The following is an 18890-nucleotide window of genomic DNA, read 5'->3' on the forward strand; positions in this document are numbered from 1 at the left end:
CTGGAAACTGCACGTGGTGCGAAGCAATACGCACAAAAAAGAACAGAGGCACTTCATGCCTCTGTTCTTTTTTACACCTTTTTACTTTTTATATTTATATACGTTCAGCATTCAAAATCTCCGCGCTCCTGTCCGTTCTCAGTTCCTCGCTGTATTCAACCAGCCCAATAACGCACCCCCGGCCTATAGTCACCCTGCGACCGCGGACTGTGTCTGCTATCGTATTTTCCAGAAAGATATCGTCACCCTCAATATGTCCGGTCTTCAGGCTACTAAAGCGAAGTGATCCGATTACTCTGGCAAGACGAGAAATAGATACTGAAATAGATTCGCCCGTCATTCTGGACACTTGGGAAGAACCGCCGTGGAGCTTGATATTGATCTCTCTACCATACAGCGCTCCGCCAGCCTTAATCTTCCCTCTAACTGTCAAGTTCTCGACACCAATCTCATCCCGGGCCTCCAAGGTTCCATTTACCGTCAGCTTTACAGATGACAACGTGTTCCCAAGCGACAAATCTCCATTGACGTGAATGTGGCCGATATGGGCACTGCCGCCCACCTTCAATCCACCGTTAATCTTCATTTGCTCTGCTTCCAGATTATCATTTACGTTCAGCTGCCCATTAACCCGGGTTTCCCGGGAGCGCAAACTTCCTTCCACCTCAGCGCTTCCGTTGCACCGAAATATTAAACAATCTGCATCTCCATAAATCCGGCCGTCTCCATTAACACGCAGCTTACCCAGAATCCCTCCGTTAGAGGTCCCGCTGCCCATAATCGATACATCTTGTCTTGCCTCTGTTTCATATACTGTCACCCAGAGTTCCCCCTTTCAGCATCCTACTATATACGTGTTGTTACTAAGCGCTGAACAGCGCTTCGGTTGCAGATCAAATTAAGCGTACTTCTCCAACCTCAGCAGAGGGGTCTTGAATAAGCTCTTCTCTGTATTCAACCAATCGCACATTACAGCCCGGTCCGAGAATGATCCGGTTCCCACGGATAATATCCGCTTCCGTCTGCTCCACCTCGACCCTATTTCCTTCCAAGACTCGAACATATAAGCGAGCTGGCCTGAACGAAAAAGAAAGCTTTTCCCAGATACGATTTCCTTTTTTTCGTACCGTGATGTAATCTCCATAAATTTCCCGAGCTTCGCAGCGGTCATACAGTTTAACCTCGATCGTATCCGCTTGAATCACGCCGTCTATTTTAAATCCTCCCTTTACCTCGATGCTTTCCGTTTGAATATTTTCCGCTTTCAGACTTCCGCTCAGTTCTATTTTTTTTGCCGTCAATTTGCCGTAAATATGACATCTACCGCCCACGGTTATCTTTCGTGCACGTACATCAGATTTTATTTTGGCGGAACCGCCCACATTCACGTCCAGCGCATCCATGGGGCCATCCACACTTCCAGTACCATTAATACGGACCGTTTTTGCAGTAAGTGCACCTTTGACACTTACCGAACCGTTTCCAATAAAATCATCACAGTCCAGGTTCCCGCTGATCGTACCCATGCCATCCAGCTGTACCTTGGCGTATACTCCTCCCTCTATTTTTCCAGCTCCCGCAATATGCACGTTATCACGTTTTTGTACGAACTCTTCCATTGCAATATCCCCCATTCTTCACGCTATATAAGTTGAACAAAAGATTCTTAGCCTGAGCATCACTACGAATGCGGATTATTCTTCCGATCGCTGTTGCCCCCAGATTTCTTTGATGTATTTATACAACCGTTGAAATCCGGGGACAGCCTATGCTTCCGAAGCAAGCTTTCCTGCGGAAAGCTTTCGGGCGACCACTTACGTTTCTCCAGAATAATTCCGCCTTCTCCGTTGAAGTACTTCTATTTATTTCAATCTATATAGTTCCACTAGATTTTTTACCCGTCACAAAGCTAATACCAGTAATGTAACATGAGACGACTGATCAGCAAACATTCTTTTGACGGAAGTTTATCTCCGTCTAGAGACGGAGAAGCTGAGCCTAAAGTACCCAGCATACTGTATAACAAGGATCTCGCTGGCTTGCTTCAACTGCGTTCAACCGGACTATTCCCTATCCCCTTGAATATAAGTAGAACACCCATCGCCTTACATAGCAGCCGTTTGAGTGTTCTTCATTTTTGTACGAGACTATAGATTGTAGAAAATACGCTCTCCAGATAGATATGGAATACAATGATTGGCACATAATAGCGGCATTCGTTCGCGCATCCAAGGATGTACGGTTTCGTTCTCTATTTGAAATGCATAATAACCAATAATCGCCACTACCATAAATCCCTCTAATAGGAGTATTTCTTCTTCGGTTATTTCTTGATGACCGTAATATCCCTCAAGGAAATGGTTCCTGTGTTCAAATGGAATCATTAAGGCCCCCATAGATACGTCTAACAAATAATATCCGGATCCGAAAAAGCCAAAATCAATGAAACTCATATCCGCCTGACCGGTTACGATGATATTCCCCATGGACAGATCGCCGTGAATAAGCCCCCAGGTATGTGCTGACTTTCCTATATTTTCGAGGCGTAAGTTAATCAATGTTATCGTTTCCTCAATAATATGAACATCTGAAGGGGCGAACAATCCCAGTTCCAAACCGCGCTTTATTTTCGTGAGCATCTGATGGTTATAATCCATACCTTGACTAGGTCGTTTATCAGGGCTGACACCCTTATAATGACGGAAGAACGAATGAAGATTGGCAATTTGACCTCCCAGCTTTGTAACAACGTTCTGATCAGAGACATCTTCCTTTTGGAGATCTCTTCCCTCTAGCCACGTAAGCACTGAACAATTCAGGCTGCGTCCTTCATGTTCTATGACTGTAAGCAAATCTCCATGAATGTTTCGTACTGGGGATTGAACGATAAGATCTGTCTGGGCTGCCAAATTCTCAAGCATTTCCAATTCGGTTAATAACCCGTGATAGGTATGCTGCAGGCCTGTCATATTATCTTTAACGGGTTGATGAATGCGCAGTAAATATGAGTTTCCACTAGCTGTATCATCAATTTTGTATGTTCTATTCTCGTTATGTCTTAGAAACTTAATAACAGGCTCATGAATCCCATAGTACTTTATTAAAATAGCAATAAGAGCGTCATTCGTCATATATCAGACATCCTTTCATGGCTACATATAAAGTCTCACATAACATTTTATCATTTATTTATGCTATCATCTGAGATAAATAGGAAACTCGGCCTTATATTCTACGGCCACCATCATTGATTCAATTAGTTTTTAGACCGCTATAAGAAAACGAGAGGGGATATTTTCGCATGGCACTAATGCAATGTCATTTTTTCTCGGAAGCACTCGGGCTTAGTACATCAATGACCGTCATTCTCCCGCAAAACACATCTACACAAATCGGCATGGAAAACCGTGCAGGCTCGCATCGCCATCCCACACTCTATCTGCTTCACGGTTTATCCGATGACGATTCCATCTGGCTGCGCCGCACATCCATCGAACGTTATGTAGCATCTATGGGCATTGCGGTTGTCATGCCGCAAGTACATCGCAGTTTTTACACGGACATGGAGTACGGCGGTAAATACTGGACCTTTATCAGTGAGGAGCTTCCCGCTCTGGCCCGCTCCTTCTTCCCACTGTCCGAAAAGCGTGAAGATAATTTCGTAGCCGGGCTATCGATGGGCGGATACGGTGCCTTCAAACTTGGGCTGCGAAAGCCTGAGATGTTTGCAGCAGCAGCCAGCTTGTCCGGTGCATTGGATATAGCTGGAAGTTCTTTGAACGACGGCCTTAACCGAGAGATGCAAATGATCTTTGGAGACAGCCCGATTCAAGGAAGCGACAACGACCTCCTGTCACTTCTGCAGCAGTTGGACCAATCCGAAGGGCCGAAGCCAAAACTGTATCAGTGCTGTGGAACGGAAGATTTTCTGTATGATGACAACCAGACGTTCCTGAAAGCCTGCCAGGATACATCGCTGGATTTAACCTATACGGAAGGCCCCGGTGCACATGATTGGGGTTATTGGGACGACAAAATCCAAGACGTATTAAACTGGCTGCCGCTTCGCAAGGACTGAGCCACATCTCAACCGACTCCCGTTGAAGTTACATACACTTTCAATCTAATTGAACATTAAACAGGGGTGCCCTTTGTAGAACAATCTACTTGGGGTACCCCTTTAAAGTGCATATATTTTGCGGGTCAAACCGATATTTTCTACTTATTCGCTCCTGCAGAATGAGCCTGAATCCATTCAGCCGACACCGACAAAGCCTGCTCCGCACGGTCGATAGCTGCCTTTACCTGAGGCGTAGCCGTACCACCGTATACGTTACGGGCGTTAACGACCGTCTCTGGCTGCAACACCTGATAGATGCTGTCGTCAAATAGCGGTGAGAACTGCTGAAACTCTTCCAATGTCAGGTCGAGCAAGAACTTGTTGTTCTGGATACAGTACAACACGGTTTTGCCAATCACTTCATGCGCCTGACGGAACGGAAGCCCCTTCCCTACGAGGAAGTCGGCGATATCTGTCGCATTGGAGAAGTCGGTATTCACTGCTTCACGCATCCGACCCTTGTTCACTTTCATCGTTGCGATCATCGGTGCGAACAGCTGCAACGCACCTTCAAGTGTAGCTACGGTGTCGAACATGCCTTCTTTGTCTTCCTGCATATCCTTATTGTAGGCGAGCGGCAGAGACTTGAGGACTGTGAACAGACCCATCAGATTTCCGTATACACGTCCGGTTTTGCCGCGGACAAGCTCAGGCACGTCAGGGTTCTTCTTCTGCGGCATGATACTGCTGCCTGTGCAGAATGCATCGTCCAGCTCGATGAAATTGAACTCCGTGCTGCTCCACAGCACAAGTTCTTCACTCAGGCGGGAGAGGTGCATCATAATCATGGAAGCATCCGATAAGAACTCCAGGATGAAGTCGCGGTCACTCACGGCATCCAAGCTGTTCTCATATACACCGTCAAATCCTAGCTGTTCCGCTACAAAATGCCGGTCGATAGGGAAAGTTGTTCCTGCGAGTGCACCTGCACCCAGCGGCAGGATGTTAATCCGCTTATAGCTGTCGATCAGACGGCCAATGTCACGCTGGAACATGGACACGTAGGCCATCAGATGATGCGCGAACAGGATCGGCTGTGCACGCTGCAGATGCGTATAGCCTGGAATAATCGTGTCGAGATTGTCCTTGGCCTGTCCGATAAGCGCCGTCTGCAGTTCATGCAACATACCCGTCAGCTCAACAACACGGTTGCGTAAATACAGATGCATATCGGTTGCCACCTGGTCGTTCCGGCTACGTCCTGTATGCAGCTTGCCACCTACAGGCCCCACTTCTTCGATCAGATTTTTCTCGATGTTCATATGAATATCTTCGTCAGAAACTGAGAACTCAATCTCGCCCTTACGAATCCGTTCCAACACTTTGTTCAGACCAGACTTGATGCTCTCAACATCCTCCTGCGGTACAATGCCGCATTTGCCCAGCATGGATACATGCGCAAGGCTGCCCTGAATATCCTCCTCGGCTAATTGCTTATCGAAACCGATAGATGCTGTGTATTGTTCTACCAAAGCATTGGTCTGCTTCGTAAAACGTCCTCCCCACAACTTGCTCACTACGTTTGCCCCACTTTCGTTTAAGGCAGAGGGCCGTCTCCCGCCGCGGCTATGAAACTCATCCCATAAGAGATATGCTTCACATTACCATCTGACATGAAACGGCCTTCGCCTGTTTAAGTATAGTTATTATTGATTCTGGTCTACGCCGGTAGCTACTTTCAAACGCAATGCATTCAAGCGGATAAATCCGGTAGCATCGCCTTGATCATAAGCCTGTGTCGGGTCTGCTTCCATCGTAGCGATGTCAGGATTGTACAGGCTGACAGGGCTTTTCACACCAGCCGCAATCACGTTGCCTTTGTACAATTTCACGCGAACGGTCCCGGTTACGTTCTTCTGGCTTTCTGTTACAAGTGCTTGCAGAGCCAGACGCTCCGGTGCGAACCAGAAGCCGTTATACACAAGCGTGCTGTAACGGGTAATGAGACTGTCGCGCAAGTTCATCACTTCACGGTCCATCGTGATGGACTCCATTTTACGGTGAGCGGTGAACAGAATCGTTCCGCCTGGAGTCTCATAGACGCCACGGCTCTTCATACCAACAAAACGGTTCTCCACCATGTCCACACGGCCGATGCCATGCTTGCCGCCGAGTTCGTTCAGCTTCTCCATCGCCTGGAGCGGGCTGAGCGATTCGCCGTTCAGTGCTACACAGTTCCCTTTTTCAAATTCTAACTCCAGGTATTCAGCTTCATCTGGAGCATCTTCAGGAGACACGCTGAGCAGGTACATGTCCTTGCTCTCTGGTGCACTCGCATCAAACCATGGATCTTCAAGCACGCCGCTCTCATAGCTGATATGCAGCAAGTTGCGGTCCATAGAGTAGGATTTCGCTGCCGATGCGGTTACTGGAATGCCATGCTCCTCTGCATAAGCAATCATCTCGGCACGTCCTGGGAACTTGTTGCGGAATTCTTCGATACGCCAAGGCGCAATCACTTCAATGTCAGGAGCAAGCCCTGCCACACCGAGCTCAAAACGAACCTGGTCATTTCCTTTACCCGTAGCACCATGCGCGATCATCGTTGCACCTTCAGCGCGGGCGATGTCAACCATACGCTTCGCGATCAGCGGACGTGCAATGCTCGTGCCGAGCAGATACTGACCTTCATAAAGAGCGCCGGATTGGAACATCGGATAGATGAAATCCTCGGCGAACTCTGCACGCAGATCGTCAATATATACTTTCGAAGCGCCGGTAGCCAGCGCTTTTTCCTCCAAGCCGTCAAGCTCTTCCTTTTGTCCGATATCAGCCGTAAATGCGATAATTTCAGCATCGTAGGTTTCTTTGAGCCATTTCAGGATAACCGAGGTGTCCAGACCGCCGGAATATGCCAGTACGATTTTTTGTTTTGCCATGATTTAAACTCCCTCTCTATATCGCTAGTAAATCCTGTGCTGCTATTGCTGCTGTTTCTACTGCTGCCATTTAACCCATCAAAGCAACCATCAATGCTTTTTGAGCATGCAGACGGTTCTCCGCCTGGTCAAAAATAACCGAGTTCGCGCCGTCAATGACACCCTCACTTACCTCTTCGCCGCGGTGGGCAGGCAGGCAGTGCAAGAACAGATAATCCGGCTTCGCAACCTTGGCCAGCTCTTCATTGACCTGATAGCTCGCAAACGCAGCTTCCCGCTGCTTCTGCTCTTCTTCAAAGCCCATGCTTGCCCATACGTCCGTATAGATCACATCAGCATCTTTCGCGGCTTCCAGCGGATTTTGCGTTACCGTAATTTCTGCTCCGGTCTCACGGGCAATTTCCCGGCTCAGCTGAACGATCCGCTCATCTGGCTCATATCCATCTGGGCTAGCGACTGTTACATGCATGCCCATCTTGGCACCTCCGATCAGCAATGAATTCGCCATATTGTTACCGTCTCCGATAAATGCCATCTTAAGACCTTTCAGCGTACCCTTATGCTCAAGAATCGTCTGAAGATCCGCCAGAACCTGGCAAGGGTGCGCCATGTCACTGAGTCCGTTAATGACCGGAATCGATGCATAACGGGCAAGGTTGATGACATTGTCATGCCCGAAGGTACGGATCATGATGCCGTCCAGGTAACGAGACAACACCTGCGCCATATCGCTGATCGGCTCGCCGCGTCCAAGCTGGATATCATTTTTGCTCAAAAAGAGCGCATGTCCTCCCAGCTGGAACATTCCGGTTTCAAATGAGACTCTCGTCCGTGTGGATGATTTTTCAAAAATTAATCCGATCGTCTTGCCTTTAAGCGGCTCATATACCTCACCGTTCTTTTGCTTGCGCTTGATCTCGATTGCTGAGTCGAGCAGATACTGAATCTCTTCTGTCGTATAATCATCAAGCTCGATCATATCGCGTCCTTTAAAGGTCAACTCCTGCACTTGTCCACTCGGGGTCATATGCTGCATCCTCCTTACCATTGCTTGATTTATCCATTGTATCACGGTGAAACTACATTTACATTGGGTTCACTGCGGCTGCGGTATGTTCATGAATAAGCTGTGCCAGAATGCTCACTGCCTGATCGATCTCTGATTTCGTCACGAGCAGATTCGGCAGCAGACGGATCACATTCGGACCTGCTGTTACAAACAGAAGACCGCGGCGCTGACCTGCAAGAACGATGTCCCCGACAGGCTCCGCACATTCAATTCCGATCAAAAGCCCCATTCCGCGAATTCCTTTTACAAACGGATGTGCTCCGAGTTCCGCGTTCAAGCGCTCGGTTAGATACTGCCCCATTTCTGCAGCACGCTGCGGTGCCTGCTCCTCCAGTATGCTCTCGATTGTTGCAGTCACGACAGCCATCGAGAGCGGCGTTCCGCCAAAGGTCGAGCCGTGGCTGCCCGCTGTAAAGGCTTCACGCAGATAGCCCTTACCAAGCATCGCGCCAACCGGGAATCCCGATCCGAGTCCTTTTGCCACTGTAAAAATATCAGGTTCAATACCGTAATGCTCATGTGCGAACAACTTGCCTGTACGGCCCATGCCGGTCTGTACCTCATCAATAATGAGCAACAGTCCGTGCTTGCGGCAAAGTTGATCCACAGCCTTCATATATTCCGGCTCCACGAGATAGACGCCGCCTTCAGCCTGCACCATTTCAATCATAATGGCAGCTGTATCCTTGTTGATATTCGCTTCAAGTGCGGGGAGATCATGAAGTGGTACGCTTTTGAATCCGGCAGGAAGCGGAAGAAAGCCATCCTTCACCTTGTCTTGACCTGTAGCGGTCAATGTTGCCAGTGTCCGCCCGTGAAAGGATTGCGTAAACGTGATAATCTCGTAGCGGCCCGTGCCTTTTACCTTCTGATGATAACGGCGGGCAATCTTGATTGCAGCCTCGTTCGCTTCCGCTCCGCTGTTGCAGAAGAAGACGGCATCGGCGCACGTATTTGCAGTCAATAAAGCAGCTGCTTTTTCCTGAACGGGAATGTGGAATAGGTTGGATACATGCCACAGTTCGTCGAGCTGTGCCTTAAGCTTTTCCTTTACCTTCACCGGTGCATGCCCGAGATTCGTTACCGCTATGCCGCACATGAAGTCCAGATATTTATTGCCTTTGTCATCCCAGAGCCAGCTGCCTTCCCCTTTGACCAAGCTGATCGGGTATCTTGCATAGGTTGGAAACAAAGAGCTTTCCGCTGCTGCTCCGTTCGAGCTTGTTCCACCACTCAACTGTACCTCACCACTATTGCTCATTCCTGCCACACTCCTGTCCCTTAACGTATTCTGGCCGGATGGCTCCGGCCGGGGTATTTCGTTCCAGACTACATGCGTACGATGCGCGTCCCGATTACCTCTCCGGACAGCACTCGGCTCAGCACGCCTGGTTCGCTGCCATCAACGATCACGACTTCGCGGACTTTACCGTGGATACAGCTAATGGCTGCTCTCACTTTTGGAATCATGCCGCCGTAGATTTCACCGGTCCCGATCATATCCTCAATTTGCTGTACAGTTACAGTAGGAAGAACTTTTTTCTCGCTGCCTGAGCCTTTCATAATCCCCGGTACATCCGTCACCACGATCATGCGGTCCACGCCGAGATGAGAAGCAACTGCTCCTGCGGCCGTGTCGGCATTAATGTTGTATCGCTGTCCCGAAGCATCGACGCCGATTGGAGCAATGACGGGCATATATCCCATATCCAGCACACCTGTAATAATAGATGATTTCACTTCAGTTACATCGCCGACCCAGCCGACCTTCGCGCTACCCACTACCAGTTTGGCCTGAATCAATCCTCCATCCGAACCGGACAACCCCAGTGCCTGCCCTCCGGCACTCTGAATGCGGCGTACAATCTGTTTGTTAATGCTGCCCGCAAGCACCATCTCCACCACATCCAGCACTTCTTCGCTTGTTTTACGCAGACCGTTCACGAACTCCGTCTCGATCCCGAGCTTCTCCAGATTCTCGGAAATGGCAGGTCCGCCTCCATGCACGATGACAGGGGTCACACCCTTCTGCTGCAGCTTCTTCAGATCTTCAAAAAAAGCTTCAGGCAGCGCAGCAAGCGTACTCCCTCCACACTTCATCACAAAATTCTCTACGATTGCCGCTTTTTGCGGCTGCTCCGTATGATTGTCAGCGATCGTCTCCATACCGTTCCCCTCCTATGTCACTCTCCATAGTTGAACTAAAGATTCTAGCCTGAGCATCACTACGAATTCGGACTACTCTTTCCTTTCTTTAGTTCAATCTATATAGATGCAGCTCTTATGTCCGGTAAGCCGCATTAATTCGAACGTAATCATAAGTCAAATCACAGCCCCATGCAGTTGCACTCCCGCTTCCAATATGGAGATTCACATCAATATTGACCGTATCTCCTTGCAGGTATGCGAGTGCAGCATCCTCATCAAAAAGGATCGGGCTGGATTGCTCCAACACCTGAATCGGGCCGATGGCAATATCCACCGTTTCCGGGTTCACCGGTCGGCCTGCACGGCCAACAGCGGCGATAATCCGGCCCCAGTTAGCGTCAGCGCCGAATATAGCGGATTTTACGAGGCTGGAACCTACGATCGTCTTGGCGATCGCTTGCGCATCATCGTCACATTCTGCTCCTTGTACCCGAACCTCAATTAAATGTGCCGCTCCCTCGCCATCCCTTGCAATCGCGATGGCAAGCATCCGGCACACATATTCAAACCCGGCCGCAAAAGCGCCCCAATCCGGATGATCCGGCGTCAAAACATCGTTACCACCAAGCCCACTCGCCATGGCAATCAGCATATCGTTCGTGCTTGTATCCCCATCTACCGTAATCATGTTAAACGTCAGGTCGGTAGTGCCGCGCAGCAGTTGCTGCAGGGCTTCCTGTCCGATGACGACATCCGTTGTCACAAAACCGAGCATCGTCGCCATATTAGGGTGAATCATTCCCGAACCTTTGGCTGCCCCTGCGATCGTAATATCACGACCGTCTACCTTCACGGTGACGCAGGCTTCTTTTTTAACCAAGTCTGTTGTCAAAATAGCCTGGCTGAAGCCTTCCGCACCCGCGGCTTCACCACTGATCCGCGATGGAAGTCCGGTTATGCCCGACTGCACACGATCCATCTTCAACAATTCCCCGATGACACCGGTGGAAGCTACGGCCACATCCTCATCGGCGATATCAAACTGTGCCGCCGTCTGTGAACGCATCGTATACGCGTCCTCTTCCCCTTGCTTACCGGTACATGCATTGGCGTTGCCGCTATTTACGACTACTGCACGCAGAGTGCCGTTCTGCAGACTTTCACGTGTTACCTTTAGCGGAGCCGCCTGGATTACATTCATTGTATACACTGCTGCCGCAACCGCCGGTACATCACACACAATTACGCCGAGATCATGTCGATCCGTCTTCTTCAGTCCGCAGTGCAGACCTCCAGCTTTAAAGCCCTGCGGTGAAACAATCGTTCCACCGCTTACGATGGTATATAAACTCTCTCCCATATGCTTTCCCCATCTTTACGGATACACTGGCGTAAACGTAAGTCCGAGACTTTCCTCCCATCCCATCATCAAGTTCAGGTTCTGGATCGCCTGCCCTGCGGCGCCCTTCACCACATTATCAATTACGGATACAAAGGTGACTCTTCCCGTCCGGGAATCCACCGAAAAACCGATATCGCAATAATTCGAGCCACTGACTTCCTTCGTTGCCGGCCAAGTGCCTTGATCACGGACACGCACAAAACGGCGATCCTTGTAGTACTGACGGTACAGCTCTACAAAATCCTCCTCAGTATATGCGCCCAGAAGGGAGGCGTACATCGTACTCATAATTCCTCTTGTCATAGGGGCGAGGTGGGTCGTAAAGGTAACCGTCACCTTTTCACCGGCCACTTCGCTCAGCACCTGCTCGATCTCTGGAATGTGCTGATGCTTATTCACCTTATAGGCTTTGAAGTTCTCGTTAATTTCCGCATAATGTGCCATCAGGCTGATACCGCGTCCCGCTCCGGACACACCTGATTTGGCATCGATGATGATGCTTGCCGGATCAATCCAGCCTGCGCTGATCGCAGGGATCAGACCAAGCAGCGTCGCAGTCGGATAACAACCTGGGTTCGAGATGAAATCCACGTCCGCGACCTCTTCCCCGAACACTTCACATAAACCGTATACCGCTTGCGCGAGCACATCGTCATCTGGCGCTTCATGCTTATACCATTCCTCGTACACGCTGCCATCCTTGATCCGAAAATCACCGGAAAGATCAATGACCTTAAGTCCTGCTTCCAGCAGCTGCGGCACCAGCTTGGCACTAACGCCTGACGGCGTTGCCGTAAACACAACATCCGCCCGTTCCGCAATCTCCGCCGGTACGACACCGTCCAGGTTCCGTTCCACGATATTTGTCAAATGAGGAAACCCATCCGATATCGGCACGCCTGAACTGGAGGAGGAGATAACCGACGTAATCTCCACTCGAGGATGATGCTGAAGCAATCGAATCAGCTCCACCCCTCCATATCCGGTTGAACCGACAATCGCAGCTCTCATAATCTTCTGTTCTGTCATCATGCCATCCCTCTCTCCCACTCACGTCTGGTAGATTTTCACTATCCCGTCTCATAAATATGTATTATTATACGACCGTATTCATATTAATACAACAGGTATCTTTCATTTAAATAAAAATTCTTAGCCTTAGCATCACTACGAATGCGGATTATTCTTCCGATCGCTCTTGCCCCCATATTTCTTTTATGTATCTATACAAATGTTGAAATCCGGGGACATCTTATGCTTCCGAAGCGAGCTTTTCTGCGGAAAGCTTTCGGGCGACCACTTACGTTTCTCCAAAATAATTCCGCCTTCTCCGTTGAAGTTCATACATTTCTTTAGTTCAATTTATATAAATGAATTGATAAACTTGTCCTTATAGCTGCAACTCATATTCCTCTTTTAAAATTGCAAAGGTCTTTAGGTCCCAGTGCACCCCTTTAATCTTCGCGGCTTTACGTTGAGTACCCTCATATGCCATTCCGATCTTCTCCATCACTCTTCCAGAACCTATGTTTTCGGCAAAACACCGCGCCTGAACACGGACCAGATCCATCTCCACAAAACCAAAACGCAGCAGCTCACCCGCTGCCTCCGTCATTAAGCCCTTACCCCAATAGTTCTTATTCAGCACGTATCCGATCTCCGCCAGTTGATGCTGGGGTTTCCATAGAACAAAATCAACCGTCCCGATCATCCGGCCGCTTTCCTTATCTTCTATGGCCCAAGGAGCTAATGCCCCATTGTCATACTGTTGTTCAATAAAATGAATAAATCCTTTACTATCCTCAATCGTCCGATGTGTATCCCAAGTGACGTATCTGGACACATCCTCGTCTGATGCATAGGCAAACATATCCTCGGCATCCTGCATTGTTATTTTCCTTAGAAGTAACCGTTCAGTTTGAAGTTGTGGAAGGTTACCATATATTTCTTCCATTTCCATATCAACACCCCCAATAGATTAGTTATCATTATATCGGTTACTTCTAAAAATAAAAGGAAAATATCCCAAAAGGCTCAAAGACCTTAGAGATACCCTCTCTGTGTGTTAGGAGACGCTGTGGGCACAAAAAGCATCGACCCACTACTAACAAAACGGGTCAGCCAAGGATAAACTCTTGACTGACCCGTTTTTGATTATAACCTTCACTATATTGGACACCGGTCCTCTTATAAACAGGTGTCTCAAGTGCGTTTAGATTAAACGAACAATCTAACGCAGACAAGGATGCCAGTCGACATGCCAATCAAGCTTTGATCTTCTGGAAGCCTTCGCCAAGCACCTCATGCGCTTTACTGATAATAACAAAAGCATCCGGATCGACAGATTGCACCAGTGTCTTTAGCCTTGGGATTTCACTCTGGCCCACAACGACCATAAGCACGGTCCGACTTTCTCCGGTATATCCCCCCTCGGCGTTCAGCTTGGTGAGACCACGATCCAAATCATGCAGGATGGCCTTCGTAATCGGCTCTGTATGATCCGAGATAATGTAAGCGACCTTCGTATAGCTAAAGCCAAGCTCGATTGTATCAATAATTTTGCCTGTGACGTACAGAGCAATTAATGCGTACAGCGCCTGTTCCAGCGACAGCACCAACGCCGCCGAACTAATGACAAGCGCGTCAAGCATCACAACACAGAAGGAGAAGCTGAGTCCGCTGTATTTTTGCACAATCTGCGCCACGATCATAAGCCCACCGGTAGAACCGCGCCCCCGGTAGACAAGACCGATCCCAGTACCCACACCAATCCCTCCGAAAATGGAGGCCAGGAGAGGGTTCGAAGTAGGCTCGACCCAGTCCTTAGTTATGAAAACAAACAGTGGCAAAACCACACTGCCAAGCAACGACCTAATTCCGTATTCCCGTCCCAGCAGCCAAAAGCCAAGTGCAAAAAGAGGAATATTGAACATCCACTGCGTATACGCCGGCTGAATGCCGAAGAGCGCTTCTAGCAGAACAGATATTCCCGAGACACCGCCAGAAGCGATGCGGTTCGGGAGGAAAAATGAATTAAACGATAGTGCCATAATAAACGAACCTACAATGATAAACAGCGTGTCAGCCAATTGACGGACCGGGCCATTTACCGGAATGAGTGGTTCTCTTCGTTTGGTGCGTACAGATTGGGCCATGATGATTACATTCTCCTCTTACTCTACATCCTGCTTAATCTGACTGCGCAGGTATCCATCGATAAAGCCGTCCAGATCGCCGTCCATTACAGCCCCTACATTCCCGGTCTCCACCTGAGTCCGGTGATCCTTAACCATGCTGTACGGATGGAATACATAAGAACGGATTTGACTGCCCCAGGCAATTTCCGATTGCTCGCCACGGATTTCAGCCAGCTGCTGCTGCTGCTCCTCAATCTTGCGCTCATACAGCTTGGAACGGAGCATCGTCATGGCTTGTTCACGGTTTTTGATCTGGGAACGCTCATTCTGGCAGGTTACTACAACTCCGGTCGGCAAGTGCGTAATCCGTACCGCAGAGTCTGTTGTATTGATATGTTGACCACCCGCGCCGCTGGCACGGTAGGTGTCTATTTTCAGATCTTCGGTGCGGATTTCAATGTCCACATCGTCCGTAATTTCCGGCACAACATCACAGGATACGAAGGAGGTGTGACGTCGGCCAGAGGAATCAAAAGGCGAAATCCGAACAAGACGGTGTACACCTTTCTCAGCCTTCAGATAACCATAGGCATTGTAGCCCTTAATGAGGAGCGTAACACTCTTGATTCCCGCTTCATCACCCGGCAAATAGTCGAGTGTTTCCACTTTGAAACCACGTTTTTCGGCCCAGCGGGTATACATACGGAGCAACATTTGCCCCCAGTCCTGTGACTCGGTTCCGCCTGCACCGGGATGGAGCTCCAAGATGGCATTTAACTTATCATAAGGTTGGTTCAGCAGCTGTTGCAGTTCGAACTCTTCGACACGCCGCACGATTTCTTTAATGGACTCTCCAATTTCGCCGCTTAGGGTGTCGTCTCCCTCTTCATCAGCCAATTCAATCATAACAACTGCATCATCATAATCCTGCTGCAACTTCTCATACTGATCCACACTTGATTTCACGGCATTCATCTCAGCAATGAGACTCTGCGCCTTTTCGTTATCGTCCCAGAAATCGGGAGCGGCCATCTTCTCTTCGAAGTTCGCAATCATTTCCTGCTTAAGATCTAAGTCAAAGAGACCCCCTAAGATTGGTTAATTTCTTGCTAATTTCACGTAGGTCCTGCCTCACACTTGGATCGATCATGACACCTCGTCCTTTCTTTTCACTTATAAGTTCATTATACCCTTCATACCAGAAAAACGTTCTTGGGCCAATCGGGAGGGATGGATATGGGGTTCCACCCCATGTGAGTTCAATTCAGGCAGATGAAGACCATTTCTCATACACCGTATTTTCTTTTTTCTTCAGAACAACTCCCTTAAGAATGCACAGGGGAATACCTGATGCGCATCAAAGCCATCCCGGTATTCCCTTGTTTACTCTCAAGGGAGTCTATGATTGTACCGCTTGTCACAGCGGTACGCCTAACTATTTAATTGACATCTTATGCGTTCTGTCCATGGCAATGCTTGTACTTCTTACCGCTACCGCATGGACAAAGATCGTTGCGCCCGATTTGATCAGCGACCTGAACAGGACGTTTCTCGGCTGGCTCACCGTTCGTGGATACCTTGCTCTCTTCCACAACCGCCTGGCGCTCCTGGTTGGTCTCGATATGTGCCTTCATGATATATGTCGACACTTCTTCTTGGATGCTGGCGATCATCGCATTAAACATCTCGAATCCTTCGAACTGATACTCGCGGAGCGGATCTGTACCACCGTAAGCACGAAGATGGATACCTTGGCGAAGCTGATCCATCGCGTCGATATGGTCCATCCACTTGCTGTCTACGGCACGAAGCACGATAACTTTTTCGAATTCACGCACCAGCTCTTCGCCGATGGATTGCTCACGCTCTTTGTACTTCTCCATCACGCGCTCGAAGAGGTGTTCGGAAATTTCATTAGATTCCTTACCCCACAGCTCGTCCCGTGTTACAACACCTTCATCAAGAAGTTTACTGTTCACGTAATCCGCAACTTCCTGCAGTTCCCAGTTCTCCGGAATATCATCGCTACAGTGTGCATCAACGACACGGTCAATGACCGGTTTAATCATATCAATGACAATCTGCTTGATATCTTCGGATTCCAAGATTTCACGGCGCTGCTTATAAATAATTTCCCGCTGCTGGTTCATCACGTCATCATATTGAAGGACGACTTTACGAACATCAAAGTTATTGCCTTCAACACGCTTCTGAGCGGATTCTACAGCACGGGTAATCATCTTACTCTCAATTGGCTGGTCTTCCTCAAAACCGAGGCGTTCCATCATATTCAATACATTATCCGTACCAAAACGCTTCATCAGTTCGTCACCAAGAGACAGGTAGAACTGGGTCGAACCCGGGTCACCCTGACGACCGGCACGGCCGCGAAGCTGGTTATCAATACGACGGGATTCGTGGCGTTCCGTACCGATGATGTGCAGACCGCCTACTTCCTGTACGCCTTCCCCAAGCAGGATATCCGTACCACGTCCCGCCATGTTGGTGGCGATCGTGACAGAGCCCGGTTGACCAGCGTGGGAGATAATCTCCGCTTCTTCCGCATGGTACTTAGCATTTAACACTTTGTGTTGTACGCCTTTACGCTTCAGCATATCCGACAAACGTTCGGAGTTCTCGATGGATACCGTACCAACCAGTATTGGCTGATTCTTCTTATGGCGCTCCACGATCTCGACCACAGCCGCTCTAAACTTGCCTTCTTCGCTCTTGTACACGACATCCGGCATGTCAACCCGCTGGTTCGGCTTGTTCGTAGGGACCTGCAGCACTTCCAGGCCATAGATCTTCTTGAACTCTTCTTCCTCCGTCTTCGCTGTACCTGTCATACCAGCCAGCTTACGATACATACGGAAGTAGTTCTGGAACGTAATTGTAGCAAGCGTCATACTCTCGTTCTGAACCTCGATGCCTTCTTTGGCTTCGATCGCTTGGTGCAAACCGTCGCTGTAGCGGCGTCCTGCCATCAGGCGGCCCGTAAATTCGTCAACGATTACAACTTCATCTTCCGTTACAACATAGTCCACATCAAGGCGCATAATGACATTTGCTTTCAGCGCTTGAACCACATGGTGGTTCAACGTGACATGGTTGTGGTCATACAGGTTGTCGATCCCGAAGGCGCGTTCCGCTTTAGCCACACCTTTTTCCGTAAGAGAAACGGCTTTAACTTTAATATCCACCGTATAATCCTCTTCCGCATCAAGACGCTTTACAAAACGGTCAGCCGCATAGTACAGCTCAGTCGATTTCTGGGCTTGTCCCGAAATGATGAGCGGGGTACGGGCTTCGTCGACCAAAATGGAATCCACTTCGTCAATAATGCAAAAATGAAGCGGACGCTGTACCATCTGCTCTTTATAAAGCACCATATTATCACGCAAATAGTCGAATCCGAACTCATTGTTCGTTCCGTACGTAATATCGCAAGCATAAGCATCTTGTTTATTTGCATGGTCCATGCCGCTCAGGTTAACCCCAACCGTCATACCCAAGAAATTATATATTTGCGCCATTTCTTCACTATCACGTGTCGCCAAATAGTCATTGACGGTAACCACGTGCACACCTTTGCCAAGAAGCGCATTTAAATAAACCGGCAAGGTTCCTACAAGCGTCTTCCCTTCCCCGGTCTTCATCTCTGCAATTCTGCCTTCATGGAGGGCCATCCCTCCAACTAGTTGAACGTCATAATGACGCTTGCCCAGTGTCCGTTTGGAGGTTTCACGGACTGTCGCAAACGCTTCTGGAAGCAACTCATCCAGCGTCTCACCTTTTTCGATCCGCGCACGGAACTCCTCGGTTTTCGCTTTAAGCTGTTCATCCGAGAGCGCCTCGAATTCCGGTTCCTTTTTGTTAATTACATCGACTGTCTTCATGAGACGTTTGACATCGCGCTCGTTGGTGTCGCCGAAGATCTTTTTGACAAGTCCTAGCATGGTTAACCCCTTTCGTGCAAAACAGATGATAGAATCAACTTCATTAAGTGCCAAAGGGTTGTATGATGAAATCGATTCATTGAAACTAAATGAAAAATTTTCATTCCTGGCAGACAAAAAACATACCTGCAGGATTAGTTTGTTTTCATAAATTGTAACAGTTTGTAAGAGATGCC

The 18890-nt window shown here is 48.8% G+C and carries 15 protein-coding genes; 1 reads left to right on the top strand and 14 read right to left on the bottom strand.

Going from position 1 to position 18890, the window contains the following annotated elements; genetic code table 11:
* Positions 1–94: 94 nt before the first annotated feature.
* From MNQ98_RS27135 to MNQ98_RS27145, 3 genes are all read right to left on the bottom strand, one after another.
* Positions 95–820, bottom strand: coding sequence for a hypothetical protein (locus MNQ98_RS27135; RefSeq protein WP_241930957.1), 726 nt, complete (start codon positions 818–820; stop codon positions 95–97).
* A gap of 73 nt (positions 821–893) precedes the next feature.
* Complete coding sequence (locus MNQ98_RS27140) at positions 894–1619, bottom strand: bactofilin family protein (RefSeq protein ID WP_241930958.1); 726 nt, start codon at positions 1617–1619, stop codon at positions 894–896.
* A gap of 528 nt (positions 1620–2147) precedes the next feature.
* Entirely contained in the window at positions 2148–3131 is a 984-nt protein-coding gene (locus MNQ98_RS27145; protein ID WP_241930959.1) for a phosphotransferase enzyme family protein, read from the bottom strand.
* A 170-nt stretch (positions 3132–3301) separates the two neighbouring features.
* On the opposite strand from MNQ98_RS27145, the gene MNQ98_RS27150 reads away from it, so the two are divergent.
* Positions 3302–4078, top strand: coding sequence for an alpha/beta hydrolase (locus MNQ98_RS27150; protein ID WP_241930960.1), 777 nt, complete (start codon positions 3302–3304; stop codon positions 4076–4078).
* Between the two features lie 140 nt (positions 4079–4218).
* Here MNQ98_RS27150 and argH read toward each other — a convergent pair whose 3' ends face one another.
* The 11 genes from argH to secA all read right to left on the bottom strand — a co-directional run bounded on the left by argH (position 4219) and on the right by secA (position 18714).
* On the bottom strand, positions 4219–5637 hold the full coding sequence (gene argH / locus MNQ98_RS27155) for an argininosuccinate lyase (RefSeq protein WP_208917524.1): 1419 nt from the start codon (positions 5635–5637) through the stop codon (positions 4219–4221).
* 129 nt (positions 5638–5766) lie between these two features.
* Positions 5767–6999: an argininosuccinate synthase gene (locus MNQ98_RS27160; protein ID WP_241930961.1), complete on the bottom strand. Its 1233-nt coding sequence runs from the start codon at positions 6997–6999 to the stop codon at positions 5767–5769.
* A gap of 70 nt (positions 7000–7069) precedes the next feature.
* Positions 7070–8026: an ornithine carbamoyltransferase gene (gene argF, locus MNQ98_RS27165; protein WP_241930962.1), complete on the bottom strand. Its 957-nt coding sequence runs from the start codon at positions 8024–8026 to the stop codon at positions 7070–7072.
* A gap of 58 nt (positions 8027–8084) precedes the next feature.
* Positions 8085–9329, bottom strand: coding sequence for an acetylornithine transaminase (locus tag MNQ98_RS27170; RefSeq protein WP_241930963.1), 1245 nt, complete (start codon positions 9327–9329; stop codon positions 8085–8087).
* 68 nt (positions 9330–9397) lie between these two features.
* Positions 9398–10234 carry an acetylglutamate kinase gene (argB, locus tag MNQ98_RS27175; protein WP_241930964.1) on the bottom strand — a complete coding sequence of 279 codons (837 nt, stop codon included), beginning with the start codon at positions 10232–10234 and terminating at the stop codon, positions 9398–9400.
* Positions 10235–10349: 115 nt separating this feature from the next.
* Positions 10350–11576, bottom strand: coding sequence for a bifunctional glutamate N-acetyltransferase/amino-acid acetyltransferase ArgJ (gene argJ / locus MNQ98_RS27180; RefSeq protein WP_241930965.1), 1227 nt, complete (start codon positions 11574–11576; stop codon positions 10350–10352).
* A gap of 15 nt (positions 11577–11591) precedes the next feature.
* Positions 11592–12650, bottom strand: coding sequence for an N-acetyl-gamma-glutamyl-phosphate reductase (gene argC, locus MNQ98_RS27185; RefSeq protein WP_481856685.1), 1059 nt, complete (start codon positions 12648–12650; stop codon positions 11592–11594).
* 358 nt (positions 12651–13008) lie between these two features.
* Positions 13009–13578: a GNAT family N-acetyltransferase gene (locus MNQ98_RS27190; RefSeq protein WP_241930966.1), complete on the bottom strand. Its 570-nt coding sequence runs from the start codon at positions 13576–13578 to the stop codon at positions 13009–13011.
* Between the two features lie 304 nt (positions 13579–13882).
* Positions 13883–14773 carry a YitT family protein gene (locus MNQ98_RS27195; RefSeq protein ID WP_241930967.1) on the bottom strand — a complete coding sequence of 297 codons (891 nt, stop codon included), beginning with the start codon at positions 14771–14773 and terminating at the stop codon, positions 13883–13885.
* An 18-nt stretch (positions 14774–14791) separates the two neighbouring features.
* Positions 14792–15905, bottom strand: a protein-coding gene (prfB, locus tag MNQ98_RS27200) for a peptide chain release factor 2 (protein WP_208920043.1) whose coding sequence is annotated in 2 segments (ribosomal slippage) — positions 14792–15832 and positions 15834–15905 — 1113 coding nt in all. Because the reading frame shifts where the segments join, the coding sequence is not laid out codon by codon here.
* 301 nt (positions 15906–16206) lie between these two features.
* Positions 16207–18714, bottom strand: coding sequence for a preprotein translocase subunit SecA (gene secA, locus MNQ98_RS27205; protein ID WP_241930968.1), 2508 nt, complete (start codon positions 18712–18714; stop codon positions 16207–16209).
* Positions 18715–18890 lie beyond the last annotated feature (176 nt).

The organism is Paenibacillus sp. N3/727, assembly GCF_022637315.1.
Lineage (GTDB): Bacteria > Bacillota > Bacilli > Paenibacillales > Paenibacillaceae > Paenibacillus_AQ > Paenibacillus_AQ uliginis.